Source organism: Vibrio ziniensis (assembly GCF_011064285.1).
GTDB lineage: Bacteria > Pseudomonadota > Gammaproteobacteria > Enterobacterales > Vibrionaceae > Vibrio > Vibrio ziniensis.
The window spans coordinates 697,887-715,301 of sequence record NZ_CP049332.1; the positions used below are offsets into that span (position 1 = coordinate 697,887).

Consider the following 17,415-nt stretch of genomic DNA (forward strand, 5'->3'; position numbering starts at 1 on the left):
CGGCAACTTAGTGAAACGTGAATCTATAGATCATGATCTTAATCTCTCTGGCAGTGGTGATAAAAGCACTTTTCCCTTCCGTTTAGGAGTAATAGATATCTTGTTGCTTGTGGTCAGTGGAATACTCGCATACTTATCGGCTTAACAAGACCGCTAGCTATCGCTATTCTTTTGCACATCAGAGAATTGGTCAGATTTATTCTCTTTGCTGACCATTTACGTCTGATTATTAGTTTGTTGTTAAAAATACAATTCTTGATGTAAATAAGACAACGAAATAGTTTTATTTTGTAGACTTAGCTATTTGTACTCTTAACTTCTTACCCATTTTAAACAAGTTACCTCTATCCACTTGTAAGAAGACCGCCGCTTGTGACCAAATGCCATTGTTGAGCTCCAATGCATGTTCAATAAGCTGCTTCTGAAAGCTCTCTACTGCTTCTCGCATCGGCATGGATGACGTTGGAAAAAGGGCAGATGTTTTTTTCTTTGATCTGCCATGATCGGTGTGACCAATCAAATCAAAATCATTGCTAAAATGTTGCGGTGCAATTAACTCTGACTGGGTGCGCATCGCGTGCAAACCTGCTCGCATCAAGGTATGTTCCAATTCGCGTACGTTGCCTAGCCAAGGTTGTCTCTCTAGTATTTGCAGTGCTTTAGGATGAATGTGTAGCGTTTTCAGGTTGAACTGGCAGCGAATGTTATCCAGTATATGTCCGACCAATACAGGTACATCACCTTCACGATTTCGAAGAGGAGGGACATGGATTGGAAAGACGTTTAAGCGGTGAAACAGATCGGATCGGAAACGTCCTTGTGTGACTTCTTCAGCGAGATCTCTGTTGGTTGCAGCGATGATACGAACATCGACGATATGGTTTTTGTCCGCTCCTACTCGTTGAACTTCACCTTGTTGAATAACACGTAGTAGCTTAGCTTGCAGCAGCAAAGGTAGCTCACCTATTTCATCAAGAAAGATAGTACCGCCGTCAGCGAGTTCAAATTTGCCTGCTCGTGGAGTATTGGCGCCAGTAAATGCCCCTTTTACATGCCCAAACAGTTCACTTTCTGCGATAGATTCGGGTAGCGCAGCGCAATTAACATAAACCATAGGTTTATCACTGCGCAGGCTTTGTGCATGTATCTGATGAGCGACCACTTCCTTGCCTGTGCCAGTTTCACCACTGATTAAAACCGCGTAGTTTGAGTGGGCAACCATCTCGATATTGGCGGTAAGTCTCTTGATCTGAGGGCTGACACCCACCAACTTTCCGCCTTTGTTTCGCGCTTCGTTGATCAATAATTGATTCACGGAATGTTGTTGTCGGTTGGCTTTATTTAAAGCTTCAAACAGGCTGATGTTACGGATGATTCCAGCTGCCAAAGCAGCAAAAGTCTCAATGGTTTTGTCATCAATGTTATCGAACGCGTTTGGTTTAGCTGCGTCTAGCGTTAACGCACCAACCAATGTATCCCCCACATAAAGGCTGCAGCCCATGCACGAATGAACATCAATGCTGTGGTGAATATCTTCACTCAATAGACCGTCAAATGGATCTGGCAGGCTTGAGCTTTCAGGAAAACGCACTGGTTTACGGTTAGCTAATATCATCGCCAAACGTGGATGAACATCGGGTAGAAATCGACGACCGAACACTTCTGTAGATAACCCACTGATAGCAATCGGCACCAAATGTTGTTCGTTATCGAGAGTAAACAGGGCGCTGGCATCACAAGGAAGCAACAGGTGTAAAGCATCGATAAGCTTCTGATAATGCTGAGTTGAGGGCTCGCTCATATTCAGTTCAACAGCGATGTTTAGCAGTACCTGTTCTATGGAAGGTTTGGTCTCCTGAGGGTTCATTTAGCTATCCAGTATGCGATAAAATGAATGTATGATGTATTTAATACAACAATAATGTCAAGCAGACAAATTTAATGTTATTAAAAATCAATAAATTAAAGTTGGCTTGGTTCGTGCAATTACATTTTCTTCGTTATTAATATGTATTGTTAGGAACCGCTTGTTTATGCTCAACATTACCGATAAGAGTGTGGAAGATAAAATTACTCCCATTTTGCGTTTAGGCTTCAGACCGTTCTTTTTACTTGGCAGTGTTTATTCCGTTATCGCGATAGGCATTTGGATATATGCTTTTCAACATGGTCAGCCAGCTCAACTCCGAGTTCCGGCGCTATGGTGGCACGTTCACGAAATGTTTTTTGGTTTCGCTATGTCAATTGTGGCAGGTTTTCTATTAACTGCGGTTCAGAATTGGACTGGGGTGCACGGCACAAAAGACAAATGGTTAGGCGTGCTTGTTACGCTATGGGTTTTGCCGAGAGTGTTGTTATGGACAGATACACCACTTTGGCTTACCTCTTCGATTGAGGCGCTATTTTTGGGCTTGGTTGCGTACGAGATTTCGGTTCGAGTGGTAAAGGTGAAAGGGTATCGAAACCTGTTTTTTTTACCGCTTTTTGTGTTGGCGATAGTGGCTAACTTTGCAAGTTATGCGATGATCAAGGGGATGCCTCCTTTCTCTCCGATTACGGTATGGCAAGCCATGCTGTGGTGGTTTGTATTGATCATATCTATCATGGGCGGGCGGGTGATTCCGTTCTTCACTGCGCGTCGCTTTAACTTCGACAAACCTGAAACTTTACTCTGGTTGGACGCTGCGGCTAATTTGCCTTTGGTTCTGTTATTTGCTTTGAGTTTTTTTCCGTTAACCAGTGCGCAATTAAGCCCAGCCATCATGGGTTTTGCTGCCATTATGCAAGTAACACGTTGGCTGCGTTGGAAGCCGTGGAGCACTCTTAAAGAGCCGTTAGTGTGGTCATTACATCTGACTTATGCCTGTATTCCTTTAGGACTGTTTATTAAAGCGTTAGCAGATTTGAACTTTATTTCTAACGGTCTATTTGTTTCGCACAACATGCTTCATGTGATTGCGATCGGCGCGATTGGTGGTCTTATTTTATCGATGATCTCTCGTGTGACTATGGGGCATACCGGACGCATGATTTATCAAGGTCCTAGAATGTGGTTAGCTTTTGCTGCCATTGTGTTTGCAGCTTTAATCCGTAGTTTCGGCGTTGCCTTCTTCCCTCAGCATATGCTGCTGATGGTGAATGCCGCGGCAGCACTTTGGATCATCGGGTTCAGTTTATTCGTCCTGAAGTTTGGCTCCATGCTTTTGCGACCACGAGCAGACGGTCACCCAGGATAACCCCATCAACTGACAACGTGGATAGTTTTAGCTTTGCTACTGATCTAATATGCTCTAAGAAAAATTTAAAATTAAACAAGGAGAGTTCATTCAATGCCTATTGAATCCCAGTCGATAATATCCGATTCTTCAATCCTTAGCCCTAATGTCAGCCGTTCCAATTTATGGCGTTTAGCTCTAGCGCAAGCCCTAGCGGGTGCAAACTCGGTTGTTGTTTTTGCCACTGGAGCAATTGTTGGAAGTATGCTCGCGCCAACGCCGTTATTGGCAACATTGCCCATTTCAATTTTCGTTGTGGGTATGGCTGCATGTGTTCTTCCTGCTGGTGAGTTGGCAAGAAAATACGGCCGACGGGTTGCTTTTATTGCGGGTTCTGTAGCAGGGGTATTAACGGGTTTGTTGGCGATGGTCGCTGTATTCTACGAGTGGTTTTGGATGTTTTGCATCTCAACCTTTTTAGGTGGGGCGTATGCAGCGGTTGTGCTGTCCTTTCGCTTTGCGGTTACCGACGGCTTACCACCAGAGAAAAGACCTCAAGCCCTTTCATTAGTCATGGCTGGTGGTATTGTTGCTGGTGTTATTGGACCCCAACTGGTGACACAAACTATGTACCTTTGGTCTGAAACAATGTATGCGGCTACTTTCCTTGCGCAAGCTATTGTCGCCGTTATTTCTGGGATCATTCTGTTTGGTGTCCAGTCTCCGATAGTAAAAGAACAGCTTAGTGGGGGGAGACCTCTAACGGACATCGCGCTGCAACCGCGCTTTATTTCTGCTGTTGTTTGTGGTTCTGCTTCATACATGATCATGAATTTTTTAATGACCTCGGCACCATTGGCGATGCACATGCATGGACATAGTCATGAATCATCCAACTTAGGTATTCAATGGCACGTGATAGCGATGTACGCACCGAGTTTTTTTACCGGTAAATTGATTGCACGATTTGGCGCTGTGCGTATTTCGGCTATTGGGATTATTCTTACTGGGCTGTCGGCTGCAGTTGGATTGTTTGGTGAAGATGTTTACCATTTCTGGTGGTTGCTTATTTTGTTAGGTATTGGTTGGAACTTTGGTTTTCTTGGGGCTTCTGCACTGGTTTTAGACTGCCATAAACCTGAGGAGAAAAACCGGGTTCAGTCACTTAACGACTTCATTATCTTTGGCTTAATGGCGATAGGCTCATTCTCATCGGGTGGCTTACTGAATGCTTATGGCTGGGAGATAGTTTTATGGGTTTCATTTGTCCCGTTGGTATTGGCAGCAGCAGCCTTAGTCGCGGCTAAAGTGGTTAGGCTAAAGGCATAAAGTTCGTCATGAGTAAATATATGGAGTAGAGATGCAGCACAGAGAAAAAACGTATTTGTTTCATTCGTTTGTTGCTGCAGGTGCTTTAAGTATAGGGAACTTGCTGTTAGCGCTGCTGTTGCTACCTGAATCTTGTGAACGCAAACCAACGAAGATTGCCTTGAGTGTGTTAAACCCGCTAAAGTCTTTAAGTTGGGCACTATCATCGAAGAAAACTTTTGCTATTATGATGATTTTTTCATCTTAAGTGCCACTGGTGAATCGTATGGGGTCTACTGGGCATTATGGGGACGCGACGCTTGGATTGGCGCATCCTTAGCCATGTTTGGTTTTTGCTGACCAAGGTTGGTAGGCATTCATCATCATGTATCTGTTGGCTGTACAGTTAGTATTGAAATGCACGTCTAAATCATCGATGAAAACTAAACCAGCATAAAACCTGTATAACCCGTTGGTGATGAGTTGACCAACGGGTTGACTTGAGTTCTAGGTTTTTGCCTTCATTAGAAACGTCTTAATTCAGTACTTCTTCGTGAGTTTTGAGGGTAATGCTGCCTTTGGTCGGCGTTAAGTTAGACCATATAAAATTGTGGAATTTGATGATGTCGCTAGCGCTTAATTCAACTTTGTCGGCGGTGGTGTGACAATCAGAAACAACCACAATATTGAAGTCTTCTATTAGTGCTGCGTGAATGGTTGCGTTAACACAGAAATCGGTTGCAAGCCCCGTGATATAGAGTGTTCCAACATTTAGTGAGTCTAGAAGCTCTTTTAAATGTGTTTGATAGAACGCACCATTTACGGTCTTTTCTACAGTGTAATCCGCATCACTGATGACCAGATCTCTTACGATTTCAAAGTCTTTTGTACCCGGCAATAAGTAGTTTTCTTTAATACCGTTATGCTGAATGAAAATGACAGGCAAATTTTTAGATCGGAATGCATGAGAAAGCTTATTGATTCTTGAAATAACGTTATCACTGTCATACCTAGGTGTATGGAAACAGCCAATTTGCATATCGATAATCAGCAGAGCTTCGTTAGTGCCATGTTCTTTGCTTACAGAATCTGTCATATCCGTTTAATCCTTTATATTTCATCCAGATGAAAGGCGCATTATAACCATATCTCTCTTTAGCATGCAGCTCTGATGTTTGTGTTTTGGTCGTTTTTGGTCCATCTGATAAATGCAATTTTGAATTCCATTCTCATCTCGGTTAGAGTCTTAAAGTTGATAAATATCGTTTGAAAGACACAGGTTTGACAAGGAAAGCAGAATGAAAAAACAGGCGCGAAATCTTCATCCTTCTTTAGCAATAGCTAAAGCACCCTCCGATGTATTTATGAACTTTGAAGCGTTTTTGTCGAATACCGAAACACGTGTTCACAGCCACACTTGGGGCCAGGTTCAGCTGATTGCTGGTGGCATATTAGAAATGGAGGCGGAAGATACTCGCTTTCTTGCTCCGCCGCACCTTGCTATATGGGTTCCTGCAGGCACGAGCCACAAGAGTTTCAATCGCAGACCGTTGGATTATTGTTCCATTAATGTTTCAGTGGAAATGACCCATGCTTTTCCTACTAAAACTAGCTTGATCAAAGTGACTCCGATAGTGACGGCTATTATCGATGATTTTCGTATGCGTGAAATTAGTGTCGCTGAAAGTGATGAAGACAAACGTTTGTTACAGGTATTGATCGATCAACTTGCCACACGAGAAATGCAACAGCACTTTTTACCTTCCAGCAATCATAAATATTTAGCACCTATATTAGCTGAGGTAGAAGAGAACCCGACAGATAACACCAGCTTGCAGCAATGGGCAGAGCGAGTACATACTACTGAACGGACGCTTGCCCGCTATTGTCAGGCAGAACTCGGGATGAGTTTTACAGAGTGGCGCTTGCGTGTTCGGTATCTCCATTCCATGGATTTATTGCGCAGCGGGCAGTCGGTTAAAGAAGTCGCGTTGACATTGGGATATAACCAAGCCAGCCCGTTTATTGCGATGTTTAAGCGATACTCCGGACAAACACCGGAGCAATATAAGAATCGCCTGCTCTAATTATTTTACATTGCTATTGGTTCAGTGCGGAATATCAAGTCCAAGGAATAGTAGGCAAGTCCGTATCTAAACTGATTGAAATGGCATTCACAAACTTAATATGCAATAGATTGAATTATCAGCTGTAGTTGAGAATCAGCCAAGCCGCAGAGTGTGTGAGCGTTTAGGTTTTAGTCTTGAGGGAGTAATCACTTGTTCAGAAAATCTAAATGGTAGAGATGTAGATCATGCGATTTATGGTTTGATCCTTAAAGCATTGGACCAATGCTTAAAAAACTCTTCCGCGCATCGCTTGTTGTTTACACGAGTAAGCTGTCGTTAGTTAATTCATCTATGCCCCTTTTCGTTTCAGTCCTCCATAATAATGCCTCTATCTATGTATTGCCTGTCGTGAAAAAACTATGAACCCTAACTATTGTCTGTTGTGGGAAACGAAACTAAAAACTAACCAAGGGTATTTAGACCCTTGGTTAGTTTGATAGAAGCCGATTCTTAGCGTGATAACCATGCTGGAATAATCTGAGTTCCTTTATTCAACATGTAGCCAAAGTGGATGTTCATGTAAGCTAGTGGCTCAAGGTAACGAGCATTAGTTAGTGCACCAGCGTCAACAGCTTCAAAACCAGCTTCGTTTGCAAGAGAGAGCACTGTTTGTTTAGCTACGTCATCATTGGCTGCAACGAAAGTTTGTGCTTTATGTCCATCAAATTCTAGCCCTTGTTCATAGACTTGAGCAAATACAGTGTTAAATGCTTTTACTACCGTCGCTTGAGGAAGCAATTTCTGTATCTCTTCCGCTGCTGATGTTTCAAACCCCACACTTAATCCGGAAAAATCAGCTTTTACTGGGTTAGTAACATCAATAACAATTTTACCAGAGAAGTCGGCAGCGTTAGTCAGTGAGCTAACTGCATCATAAGGTGTTGCCAAAATAACCACTTCAGAAGCTTTGACAGCGTCAGCAATGTTGGATGCTTTCACGTTTGTTTTGCCTAGTTTGGCCACAACAGCCCGAGTCGATTCTTCATTTCTTGAGGAAAGGATTACGTTGTAAGCCGTTTGTCCAAAAGTTAATGCCAAACCAGAACCGATATTACCTGAACCAATGATTGCGATATTCATAATATTTTCTCCAATTATTTGTATATGTTTATTGCGATGTTGTTTCGCTGTGATGTAAGTATCACTCTGATTGATTTTTCACACAATGGAGATTATAAAGAATGAATTACTACGTTTTATTCTTAATAGGATGGATTATGGATGTTGTAGATGGTCTAAAAGCGTTTGTCTTTACTGCACAAACGGGTTCATTTACAGAGGCTGCCAATCGGATGGGGATATCTAATCGTCTAACGTCTAAATACGTTGCTCAACTCGAGGACAAAATCGGAGCACGATTGTTACAGCGCACGACTCGCCAAGTTGGATTAACACCGCAAGGAGAAGAGTTATTAGCTAGGGCGCCAGCTTTGATTGCCGAGTTGGATGATCTGTTGGGCTGTGTCTCAGAAAATGCCAGAGGGTTAACTGGTTCACTTCGTATATCGGCACCAGTGACTTTTGGTGAAATATATATTAGTGAGATGCTTAGCCGTTTTTCTATTCTTCATCCCAACCTCTCAATAGATTTACGGCTAAATGATTCCCACGTGGATTTAGCTGTAGAAGGATTTGATGTTGCTTTTCGTATTGGTTCACCAGAGTTGAACACGCTCAAAGTTCGTAAATTGGGAACGATTACCACTGTATTAGTTGCTAACAGGCAATACTTAGAGCGTTATGGAGAACCTCATACGCCAGAGGAGCTAGAGAAACATATTTGTATCGAAGACACCAATAGACGAGAAGCGAACCGATGGGTCTTTACTAAAGATGATTCAGAGTATGTTTTCCACCCATCAAGAAACTTTACCGTCAATAATGCTCGTATAGCAAAAAGTTGGGCACAACGTGGGATGGGTATTGCTCTATGTCCTAGCTTTATTTTGCATAAAGAGGGGGTGGGTGAAAACGGACAATTAGTGAGATTGCTTTCGGATTATACGATGAAAACGCTCCCTCTTTGCGCGGTTTACCTCAATGGAAAAGTGATTCCCAAAAAAGTTCGGGCATTGATTGATTTTGCGGTGCAAGATTTTGATAACAGTAATTTGTCTGCATGTCGTCTTAAAGATTAGGTGCCACGATAGATGTTGAGGAGTGGAATTTGAGTTTACTCTGATATTAGGCGCTCTTTATCTACAAAATATTTCAGACTAAAGTATCAACCAGTATGTCATTTGTTTTTTACAGTTAGCTCTGGCAGCAAGCAGTTTATGCAGCTTAACCCAGACATTGTGGTTGAGATCAGCGTAGAAGACAGTGTGACTGATTGGTAGAAAAGCAGATTAATCTAGCGATAAGTATATCGTCAAATCCTGACCATTCATTAATTGGAAAACTTATTGTTGATTGCCAATCTGTCTTAGTGGCGTAATCGGAGTATTTGGGACAATATGCTGAGGTTAAAAAGCCAAATGATTTGTTTAACCACTGATTGTTTGGGTTACGAGCATTTCGAGCAGCATATATAGCATTTAAATTGTGTTGATAAATACGAATCGGTAGAAATTAAACCATGTTTTTGGCTAATGAGGCTACGGTGTTCTAAATGTTGCTAAGTGTGGAATAGGTGTAACTCTATAGCCGACTTGTCTTGTTTTTTAAGAGATAAAGAGAAGTGTGTTAGTTAACGTTTTGCCAGAATGGAAACCTAATAATCTAAAGATGGATGCGCCCTCTTTTTTAGACTTAATGTGTTAGAGATGAATTACATAAATTGTCAAAAGGTGAGTAATATGTCTTGTTTAAGTAAAAAGTCGTCAAAGCACTTTGATGACCCTGACTCTTCCCGCACAATTCTAATGAGGATCAATGAAACCGAATCCTCTTTTTTTCTGAGTAATAATCAAACTATAATTAGTTTACCCGTTGGTTTTGACCTCATAAGTACGAGGTATTTTAAGCATACTCCGCCAACTTACGATGATATCGAATACGCGATTAATTATATCGAAGATGAAATTGAAAAAGTTGTACCCCAAATTGCCTCCAATGGATTTACTCTGATAACGGACATGGGTTTTATTCGTCAAATCGCAATATTAAGTGGTTTAACTGACAGCTCAGAGATTCATTTCAAGCGCGATGACCTTGAGTATATATTCGGTCAGTATGCTGAAATTGCCATGGGTAGGCACCCTTACCCACATGAATCAGATATCTCGCCAAAATTTTACGCTCAGTTGCTTATTTTTAGAGAGTTCATGCATCACTTAAAATTTGATTATGTGACTATTAAATCAATGTCCTGAATTAGGAAAACATAGTGATTTAGTCATAATTCCTAGATGCATTTAGTTACTCTTCAATGCTTCATTTATTGCTATGCATTAACTAAAAGTACTGCGTCATCGGAACAAAATTTAACTTATCTATCCATAAAAAAGCGCAGATGAACTTTGAAGTTAACCTGCGCTTTCATTAATGACATGTAGATGTGCAACAAATAACAATTAGTCCTTACTTTCTCTGGTCTTGAAAGTGTAATGTAGATTTACGATTGCACGATATCCGATATTCCCTCGGCTTGTCGCTGTTTCCTGAATAACAACATCGCTGTTTTCAATAGTTATGTCACTGACAGTATTATATGCCCATAATGAAAGATTGTTCTTAAGTTGTGATTTATCCATCCCTGCTATTGAATCAGATAAATCGAATCCCGCGGCATAAGCTTCTGACTTGGATTCATACATACCAGTTTTAAGTGATGAGCTTTGGCTAATCGTTACGTTAGAAGCGAATGCGGAAGAAGTTAGTAGAAGTCCTGCTGCTACAGTTATAAGTTTGTTCATGATATTCACCTTTGAATGGCATTTAGCTATTAAGTATTCATTAATTTCAATCTGCTCCGGAACCAACAATTGGGTAGCTATATACAAGATCACTTTTAGTGATTCCGTCGCTGTGGTGTAAGTATCGCTTTAGCATTCTTTCAATACAATGGAGGTTATATTGAATCAATTTCCATAATTTGTTCTCAATTTTAACGGAAAATAGTCATAGGTATTCAAGAAGATGTGATGGATATGAGGAAAAGTTAACCGGTTGTTTGATAAGGTATTCTGTGAAATGACGAAGCAGTCAGACAACCAAACGAATATGTAAGTCTTCTTGGTTTCAGAGAACCTGCAACTTAGAGTTTGACAACTTATCTCAATATCTAAGGATAAGTCTTTTGATTTTCAAGATTTAGGTGAATCTGATGGATTGATCAAAATGGAAATGGTTACCTAGCCAAAAAATAATCCGCTGTAACTTACATTTGTCCATCTTCGAGTCAGCTTGATCTGAGCTGACTCATCTGTGCCCCAAAGAGTGCCAACCTAATATTTAGGATACATTTCATTTGTTACTAATTGGCCTATTTAATCTAATAGTAAGTTTTCCTCTTGGTTAGATGCAGCATATGTCACGATTCTGTCAAGTTAGAAATGCTGTTATGTTACTATCGAGTGTATTCCACCAATTAGAAAGGAGTAGGTATGGTTGTTCTCAGGAAAATGCGGGACGATGAATATCCGGCTTATTGTCGGTATTTTATCGACGATTACAGTCAAGAAATAGCCAAGAACTATGGTCATTCTATTGAGCTAGCAACTGAGTTGGCAAAAAAAGAACTGCATCGTTGCTTTCCAAGTGGATTAGAAGGAAATGAACATTCGTTGCTATGCATTGATGCTGAGATTGATGGGCAATTAAATCGTGTGGGTTATTTGTGGCATTCGATTAATGCTACAGACAAATCGACCTTTATATATGATTTCTTTGTGTCAGGTGAATACCGTGGTTTGGGCTACGGTACTAAGGCAATCAGTGCATTAGAAAAACAGTTGCAACAAGTTGGCGTTAATCAAATAAAGTTAAGAGTAGCTTATCAAAATAAGCGAGCGCTGAAACTGTACCAAGAAGTGGGGTTTGTGATTACTGGTTTTAATATGTCCAAGAACATTGAATAGTTGTGTCAAACAAGCGCCAAAGGTTTAAAAAGAGGGTTAGCGGGAAATTAGCTAACAAATATCTGCCCCATTCCTTCTTAAATTATCTTTAGGCTGCATTAAAGGTAAATGTTGTTTTTTATGGGTTTTATTTTTATTAATTTTAATAACTGTGTTTTTTTGTTATTCATATCATGATGAGCTGTAAGTGATTCTCTACTTCAGCGTCGTTAGCTAAGCTAGCCCATTCACAGGCAAACCAACTTTGAAAAATAGAGTTCTTGGACTTTTTTAGATGCGTCTGAACGAGAAATACTTTATCAATAATCATCAGATTCAATTTGTGAATGATCAGATAGTAATAAACTTAATAAAGAAGCTAACTCTATGAATAAAAAGATCATACCTCTCGGTTTAGTATTAACGACTAGCTTATCGAGTTTCACCTTTGCCGCTCCGTTAGTCACACAAAATGAATCAGGTGTCGCACAAGATCAGGATTACTATACTCAAGATGTGCGTAACACCCGCCTCATTTTTACCGAGCAAAATAAGACTTATGCCGAGCATGCTGCGGCCGTTGAACGTATTTTACAGCCTGAATATGAGTTACATTATGGCTATCAGATGGACTCTCAACTCAACGTTGGGTTAATGTCATCTTATAACCAAATTGCCAATGGTTTTTCGAGCCAATCACCACTTAACCGTCAGATTAACTATATGGGGGGCGCTCAATTACCTGATTACTTTTCTTCGGCTAATTGGTTAGATACCTTGCTGTTCCACGAAACCGCTCATGACTACCAAATGAACAGCAAGAACAATAAAGTGTCACAAACAATGTACACTTTATTTAGAAATGGTTCTTTTGGTCCTTTAGGTTTGATTCCAGCAGTACAACCTAATGCTTACACATCCCGCTTTATGCTAGAAGGGAATGCGGTATTAAATGAATCTTGGCATGGTCAAGGTGGACGCCTATACAGTGGCCGTTACCGAGCAATGACGAACATTCATGCCAAAGCAGGTTATCTCACTCCTGAACGTTTATACAATGACACGCTGTTTTTCCCATTTGGTGAAAGTGCGTATGTGTTCGGCTCACAATATCACTATTATTTAGCCGAAACATTTGGCCTTGAAACCGCTAACAAATTTTTCCAGAATCGTTCTAAACATTGGTACTGGCCATTCTTAGTCAATAAACCAATGCGTGATACGGTGGGGGAATCTTTTGATGACACATTCAAAGCTTGGGTAAAAAAAAACACCAAAGAAGCTGAACAGATGAATATTGCCCAAGGTGATGTCATCGCCCGTTCTAAGTATTATGGTGAGCTTAATACTCAACAAGGTCGTATTATCTTCCTAACTAATCCAGATGCCGTCCGTGCGCCACTCCTTAATGAGTATGATATAGCTAGCGGCGAAGTATCACAGCAGCGCACCAGTTTAGATATGGGTAAGGTCTATCGTATTGAAGGTGAAGATTTTACCGTTTCAGGTCGCCGTACTTCTGTATGGCGTACCACCCAAGGCTTATTTGATGATGATGCTTTAATTAAAGATGGCAGCGAAGGTCATGTCTACCAAGGTGAGTTAACAGATGGTCGCGAAGTCTATTTCAAAACCACCGAATCTTTTGTTCAACCACAACTGTATGTGGGTGATGAGTTCTACGCCGCCGTCAACTCTTCTGTATTAGTAAAAGATGACAACCTGTATTACTTCATCCAAAAGGGCAATAACCGCACTTTATATCGCAACAAAGAGGCGATTTTAACCCTACCCGCGTTTTACAGTATTGTGAAAGATGTTGATAGCCAAGGTCGAGTCTATTTCATTGCCAATACTGAGTTTGGTAGCTCATTATTCCGCACACAAAATGGCAAAATTGAACAAGTACTTGATGCCGATAACGTGGTTGATGCTCGTTTAATTGATGATAACAAAGTGATTGCCACTGCAATTTCGGCTGATGATTACTACTATACCTGTCTTCCAATCAGTGTGTCGGATAACCAACCATATCAGTTAAATTTAATTTGGGATGATGAAGGTGGGCTAGCAGAGCAACAGCAACAAATGCTCGCTAACCTTGAACCTGAACCATTAAATACTGATACCGACTATGGCTGGTTTAATAATATTCGTTATAGCAGCGGTGAACTTAGCTTAGGTGCTGCAACCGAAACGGATGATCAAGGTGAAGACACTACCAAATTACGTTACAGCGTCAGCCTTGAATTTACCGATCCATTACACCGCAGCATCTACAACCTGTGGGCCATGAATGACGATGAATATAGTGACTTAATCGGTGCTGGTTTCAGTAACAACCAATATTTCTTACTGGTAGGCGTGCGTGGCTATTATGTCCTAAATAATAATTACACTGACCCTGCTATCAACCAAGATCAAACTCGTGATTATGGTGTAGCTGCTCAATTACGTTTACCATTTATTCAAACTGGTTTCTGGAACGCTGAAGTCGCCAGTAATTATTACCAAGATTACAAATTGGACGAACGTGAACCATTATCGGTACAGTTAGGTATCTCACGAACAGAACATTATGGTCAAAGCTGGTTATACAATAAACAAGTAGCTCTATCCTTATATGGTGTGCAAGATCGTGAAGACCAAACCAGTGGTGCATCATTAGCATTAAGTACCGACTTACCAGCAGAGTTCTACATCAACCTTGCAGCAAAATATTCGGCGAGTGACAGCAGTAATGTCGACGCAAAAGATCGTCGTGGCGTCGAATTACTTTCAAGCAGTAATTTCATCAACAACGACCCAAGTAACTTTTTAATGCCAGCATTAACTGATGATGCCTATGCAGAAGATGTCGCAATGGGTGAAGTGAGCTTATCGAAAGTGGTTGAATTCTCAGCTTATGGATTTAAGTTCCCACTCTCTGTACGCAGAGAGAGAATCGACCTTACCTATCGCCGTTATGAAATTGGTCAACTCAATACCATTGGTGATATTAGTATCAACCAAGCAGTAGTCGGACTGCATTTTGATACCCGAGTACTCAACGTATTGCCTATCGGTATCTACACTGAATACACACGCACCACAGAAACCTCACTAACAGATAAAGATCATTTCCAAGTAGGCCTAGAGTTCGGCTTATAAGCAACCCCCCCCCCCCCCCTGAAATAAAAAGGCTAGAATCAATTGACGCTAGCCTTTTTATTTTCTGAAGTCGATTCACCATTCGTCAATAACTCCTTTAGTTTCAGTATGGTTCGTGTCTCATGGCACAACATTCATTTCTAGTCCATTTATTGATAGGAACTTGAAGAAAGTTTCTAATGTGGATTTTTGCAGGGATACTTTCAAATCTAGATACTGTTGCTTGCGGCAGACCAAGACAGGTTTTCTTTAAACCACTGTTCTTCCGAGCTTCGTGCTGCCGATGGCTTTCGGTGTGCTAACTAGCATCCTGTTAACCTCAGTTAGAAATGGAGATAGTACGTAATGTATACTCTAAAGAGTATATAAGCAAAGTGAGACAAAATCTGTTCAGAACAAATGTCATCCATGTAGGTGGGTTTGTAATTTGGCAATCAGATTAGAGGTTTATAATATCTCAGACAATCCACTATATGCTATATTAGCAAAGTCTCTGACTCACCTATGCCCCATTCCGCGTTGACATTGATTATGCTCTTATTTGAGAGATGCACTATTTGACTTATTTAAAGTAATCCGTAAAAAGCTAATTTAGCAAAATCGATAACTCGCAAATGTCCATTTCTGAGTTATGACTTTGATTTTTTGGGGATTATCAAGCGATTTTGTCGTATTTTAGTGGAAGAGATCTAGGTTGACATGATTCATGTTTAATTGCGCCAGTCGGTAACCTAATAGCAGTTTAATATTATCATGAGCAGATTTTTATATTGCCGGGGTGTCAAGTTATGGTCCCAGCCACAATATTGTTCACAAGCTATTTAAATTCAAGGGAAGAGAAAGTACCAAAGAATTTAAATAGCTCTTCGAGCTCTTCAAAATTATCATCATCCTTTGATGCATTTTGCACGAGGAACAGCAGTAGTTCTACGAACAAAAATCCAATAGTTCGGCTATGGAAAATGGAGTCGACGTCACTAGGTAATACGTATTGGATGTCACTATAAATGCTGTAGGGGTTTGAGTGAGTATTGGTTACCACAGTAACGTGGGCATTCTTACTGTTGAAGTATTTTGTAATACTTAATACAACGGGATTAAATCGATAATAGGAAAAGGCAATTAGCACGTCTTTGTCACTGACACCGAGCAGGGCTTTGGGTAATTCGCCCTTGTCTAGAGGTAGTAATATTACATCTGAACGGCTGTATTTTAATAAAGTAGAGAAATGTATAGCTAAAGCGTGCGATGAAGCAGGGCCTACAACGTAGATAGTTCGACTTTTGTCAGCAACAATCTTGGCTAATTTTTCTAGGTCAACCATGTTCAAATCATAATTAAATTGTTCTATCAGTTGGCTTACATTACTGATGTAACGTTGAGCTTCAGTTTTCGTATCCGTTGACTGGTTTGCAGTTTTGGCTTTATTTGCGTCGATGGGCGCGATCATTGTGTGCGCTATTAAATCTCTTTTTAACGCATTCTTAAATGCCGCATAACCTGTGTATCCCAGTTTATTAAGGTAGCGTCCAATGGTTGCTTTGCTTATTTGTACTTTTTGCGCGAGATCTATTATTCCGTAATAAGATAGCTCCTCAAAATGATTAACAATGAAAGAATGGAGTATTAGTTCTGATTCAGTGAAAGGTTGGAGTTTTTCTGCCAACTGCTTGTACGTCGATAAATCAAGATGATCTTTCATAACAGTTTAATCATTGTGGATGCGAATTTGGGAGAGTAACACAGTGGTTGGAAATTTCGTGGATTCACTGGTTGAAAGGTGATCCTCGTAAAACAAAAGGTCTTCTTGAAAAATAAAGAAGACCTGAGTACCTATTTAGACTGGTAGCTTTGAACCGTTTCCCAAGCAACAGTCTGCAGCTTTCTAGCGGTTTCTGGTGACATATCAGAATCGGCAGGAGTTTCACCCCCAATCGGCGATTGGTTGTACAGCGTAGCGAAGAACACTGACGCAGCCAAATAGGTGCCGGCTAGTGATGGGTGTTTTCCATCGCTGTGATATAAGTTGATCTCTGGATACTGTTTCATGCTTTGTGCAAAAGCAAGTCCAACTGGTGCCACATATCCACCCGTTTCTTCGGCTATGACCATGTATGCTTTAGCTAGTGCTTGGGTCTGTTCTGGGTGAGACTTTTGTGCCCACGTCATAAAATAGACTACTTTGGATCCTGCATCATGAGCGATTTCTGCCATTTTTTTTGCCGAAGTTTGAAAGTACTCTCTTGAATTGCTTTTCTTACTAATAGGCTCCATAGAGTTGCCTTGTAGAACAACGACATCCCAAGATTTCAATGTGTTTTGAAAACGTAAATTGGGTTCATGCCAACCTAATTCACCACTAGAAATCGTTATTCCACGATAGCTATAACCTTCCGCGTTATTTGGCAGTAAAGAACGAGTTAAATCACGTAAGCGTGTATTTAAATTATTGTTGTAGTGTGTGTATGAGTTACCGTAAATAGCAATGACTTTGTTACCACCGTCCATTCTAGCGGTTGGAGATGGGGCTATCAGGGTATCGGCATATACCACCTGACTACTCAATATTAACGTTGTTGTAAGTAGTGATGCTCTTAGTCGTAGTTTCATAAA

At 40.7% G+C, this 17,415-nt stretch carries 14 protein-coding genes and 1 pseudogene; 9 read left to right on the top strand and 6 right to left on the bottom strand.

All coding sequences use genetic code 11. The annotated features are described in order from the left end of the window. Positions 1-283: 283 nt before the first annotated feature. Entirely contained in the window at positions 284-1,867 is a 1,584-nt protein-coding gene (gene norR / locus G5S32_RS18135; protein ID WP_165313567.1) for a nitric oxide reductase transcriptional regulator NorR, read from the bottom strand. A 166-nt stretch (positions 1,868-2,033) separates the two neighbouring features. Between norR and G5S32_RS18140 the strand changes: the two genes are divergently transcribed. The 3 genes from G5S32_RS18140 to G5S32_RS18150 all read left to right on the top strand — a co-directional run bounded on the left by G5S32_RS18140 (position 2,034) and on the right by G5S32_RS18150 (position 4,791). Then, the gene (locus G5S32_RS18140; protein ID WP_165313568.1) at positions 2,034-3,236 is read left to right on the top strand and encodes an NnrS family protein; all 1,203 of its coding nucleotides are present in this window, start codon (positions 2,034-2,036) and stop codon (positions 3,234-3,236) included. Positions 3,237-3,329: 93 nt separating this feature from the next. Then, on the top strand, positions 3,330-4,544 hold the full coding sequence (locus G5S32_RS18145) for an MFS transporter (RefSeq protein WP_165313569.1): 1,215 nt from the start codon (positions 3,330-3,332) through the stop codon (positions 4,542-4,544). A 31-nt stretch (positions 4,545-4,575) separates the two neighbouring features. Further along, entirely contained in the window at positions 4,576-4,791 is a 216-nt protein-coding gene (locus tag G5S32_RS18150; RefSeq protein WP_165313570.1) for a hypothetical protein, read from the top strand. Between the two features lie 267 nt (positions 4,792-5,058). Here G5S32_RS18150 and G5S32_RS18155 read toward each other — a convergent pair whose 3' ends face one another. Further along, a complete protein-coding gene (locus G5S32_RS18155; RefSeq protein ID WP_165313571.1) occupies positions 5,059-5,619 on the bottom strand; it encodes an isochorismatase family protein in 561 nt (186 codons plus the stop codon). Between the two features lie 202 nt (positions 5,620-5,821). Here G5S32_RS18155 and G5S32_RS18160 point away from each other — a divergent pair, with 202 nt between their 5' ends. Both G5S32_RS18160 and G5S32_RS21560 read left to right on the top strand, forming a co-directional pair. Next, entirely contained in the window at positions 5,822-6,610 is a 789-nt protein-coding gene (locus tag G5S32_RS18160) for an AraC family transcriptional regulator (protein WP_165313572.1), read from the top strand. A gap of 14 nt (positions 6,611-6,624) precedes the next feature. Then, a pseudogene (locus G5S32_RS21560) lies at positions 6,625-6,932 on the top strand (GNAT family N-acetyltransferase); the annotation flags it as partial. Positions 6,933-7,102: 170 nt separating this feature from the next. Here G5S32_RS21560 and G5S32_RS18165 read toward each other — a convergent pair. Beyond that, entirely contained in the window at positions 7,103-7,732 is a 630-nt protein-coding gene (locus G5S32_RS18165; protein WP_165313573.1) for an NADPH-dependent F420 reductase, read from the bottom strand. Between the two features lie 137 nt (positions 7,733-7,869). Here G5S32_RS18165 and G5S32_RS18170 point away from each other — a divergent pair, with 137 nt between their 5' ends. After that, on the top strand, positions 7,870-8,790 hold the full coding sequence (locus G5S32_RS18170) for a LysR family transcriptional regulator (protein ID WP_165313574.1): 921 nt from the start codon (positions 7,870-7,872) through the stop codon (positions 8,788-8,790). Between the two features lie 660 nt (positions 8,791-9,450). After that, on the top strand, positions 9,451-9,966 hold the full coding sequence (locus G5S32_RS18175; RefSeq protein ID WP_165313575.1) for a hypothetical protein: 516 nt from the start codon (positions 9,451-9,453) through the stop codon (positions 9,964-9,966). 201 nt (positions 9,967-10,167) lie between these two features. On the opposite strand, the gene G5S32_RS18180 is transcribed toward G5S32_RS18175, so the two are convergent. Beyond that, the gene (locus G5S32_RS18180) at positions 10,168-10,509 is read right to left on the bottom strand and encodes a DUF3316 domain-containing protein (protein WP_165313576.1); all 342 of its coding nucleotides are present in this window, start codon (positions 10,507-10,509) and stop codon (positions 10,168-10,170) included. Positions 10,510-11,199: 690 nt separating this feature from the next. Between G5S32_RS18180 and G5S32_RS18185 the strand changes: the two genes are divergently transcribed. Together G5S32_RS18185 and G5S32_RS18190 are read left to right on the top strand one after the other, a co-directional pair. After that, positions 11,200-11,673, top strand: coding sequence for a GNAT family N-acetyltransferase (locus G5S32_RS18185; protein WP_165313577.1), 474 nt, complete (start codon positions 11,200-11,202; stop codon positions 11,671-11,673). 366 nt (positions 11,674-12,039) lie between these two features. Then, positions 12,040-14,802, top strand: coding sequence for a fimbria/pilus outer membrane usher protein (locus G5S32_RS18190; protein ID WP_246201174.1), 2,763 nt, complete (start codon positions 12,040-12,042; stop codon positions 14,800-14,802). A gap of 817 nt (positions 14,803-15,619) precedes the next feature. Here G5S32_RS18190 and G5S32_RS18195 read toward each other — a convergent pair. Both G5S32_RS18195 and G5S32_RS18200 read right to left on the bottom strand, forming a co-directional pair. Beyond that, positions 15,620-16,504 carry a MurR/RpiR family transcriptional regulator gene (locus G5S32_RS18195; RefSeq protein ID WP_165313578.1) on the bottom strand — a complete coding sequence of 295 codons (885 nt, stop codon included), beginning with the start codon at positions 16,502-16,504 and terminating at the stop codon, positions 15,620-15,622. Between the two features lie 131 nt (positions 16,505-16,635). Continuing rightward, positions 16,636-17,412 (bottom strand): SGNH/GDSL hydrolase family protein, encoded by a 777-nt coding sequence (locus tag G5S32_RS18200; RefSeq protein WP_165313579.1) that lies wholly within the window; start codon positions 17,410-17,412, stop codon positions 16,636-16,638. Positions 17,413-17,415 lie beyond the last annotated feature (3 nt).

Coding starts and splice junctions, on each gene's coding strand:
- norR (WP_165313567.1), bottom strand. CDS start 1,867: ATGAACCCTCAGGAGACCAAACCTTCCATAGAACAGGTACTGCTAAAC.
- G5S32_RS18140 (WP_165313568.1), top strand. CDS start 2,034: ATGCTCAACATTACCGATAAGAGTGTGGAAGATAAAATTACTCCCATT.
- G5S32_RS18145 (WP_165313569.1), top strand. CDS start 3,330: ATGCCTATTGAATCCCAGTCGATAATATCCGATTCTTCAATCCTTAGC.
- G5S32_RS18150 (WP_165313570.1), top strand. CDS start 4,576: ATGCAGCACAGAGAAAAAACGTATTTGTTTCATTCGTTTGTTGCTGCA.
- G5S32_RS18155 (WP_165313571.1), bottom strand. CDS start 5,619: ATGACAGATTCTGTAAGCAAAGAACATGGCACTAACGAAGCTCTGCTG.
- G5S32_RS18160 (WP_165313572.1), top strand. CDS start 5,822: ATGAAAAAACAGGCGCGAAATCTTCATCCTTCTTTAGCAATAGCTAAA.
- G5S32_RS18165 (WP_165313573.1), bottom strand. CDS start 7,732: ATGAATATCGCAATCATTGGTTCAGGTAATATCGGTTCTGGTTTGGCA.
- G5S32_RS18170 (WP_165313574.1), top strand. CDS start 7,870: ATGGATGTTGTAGATGGTCTAAAAGCGTTTGTCTTTACTGCACAAACG.
- G5S32_RS18175 (WP_165313575.1), top strand. CDS start 9,451: ATGTCTTGTTTAAGTAAAAAGTCGTCAAAGCACTTTGATGACCCTGAC.
- G5S32_RS18180 (WP_165313576.1), bottom strand. CDS start 10,509: ATGAACAAACTTATAACTGTAGCAGCAGGACTTCTACTAACTTCTTCC.
- G5S32_RS18185 (WP_165313577.1), top strand. CDS start 11,200: ATGGTTGTTCTCAGGAAAATGCGGGACGATGAATATCCGGCTTATTGT.
- G5S32_RS18190 (WP_246201174.1), top strand. CDS start 12,040: ATGAATAAAAAGATCATACCTCTCGGTTTAGTATTAACGACTAGCTTA.
- G5S32_RS18195 (WP_165313578.1), bottom strand. CDS start 16,504: ATGAAAGATCATCTTGATTTATCGACGTACAAGCAGTTGGCAGAAAAA.
- G5S32_RS18200 (WP_165313579.1), bottom strand. CDS start 17,412: ATGAAACTACGACTAAGAGCATCACTACTTACAACAACGTTAATATTG.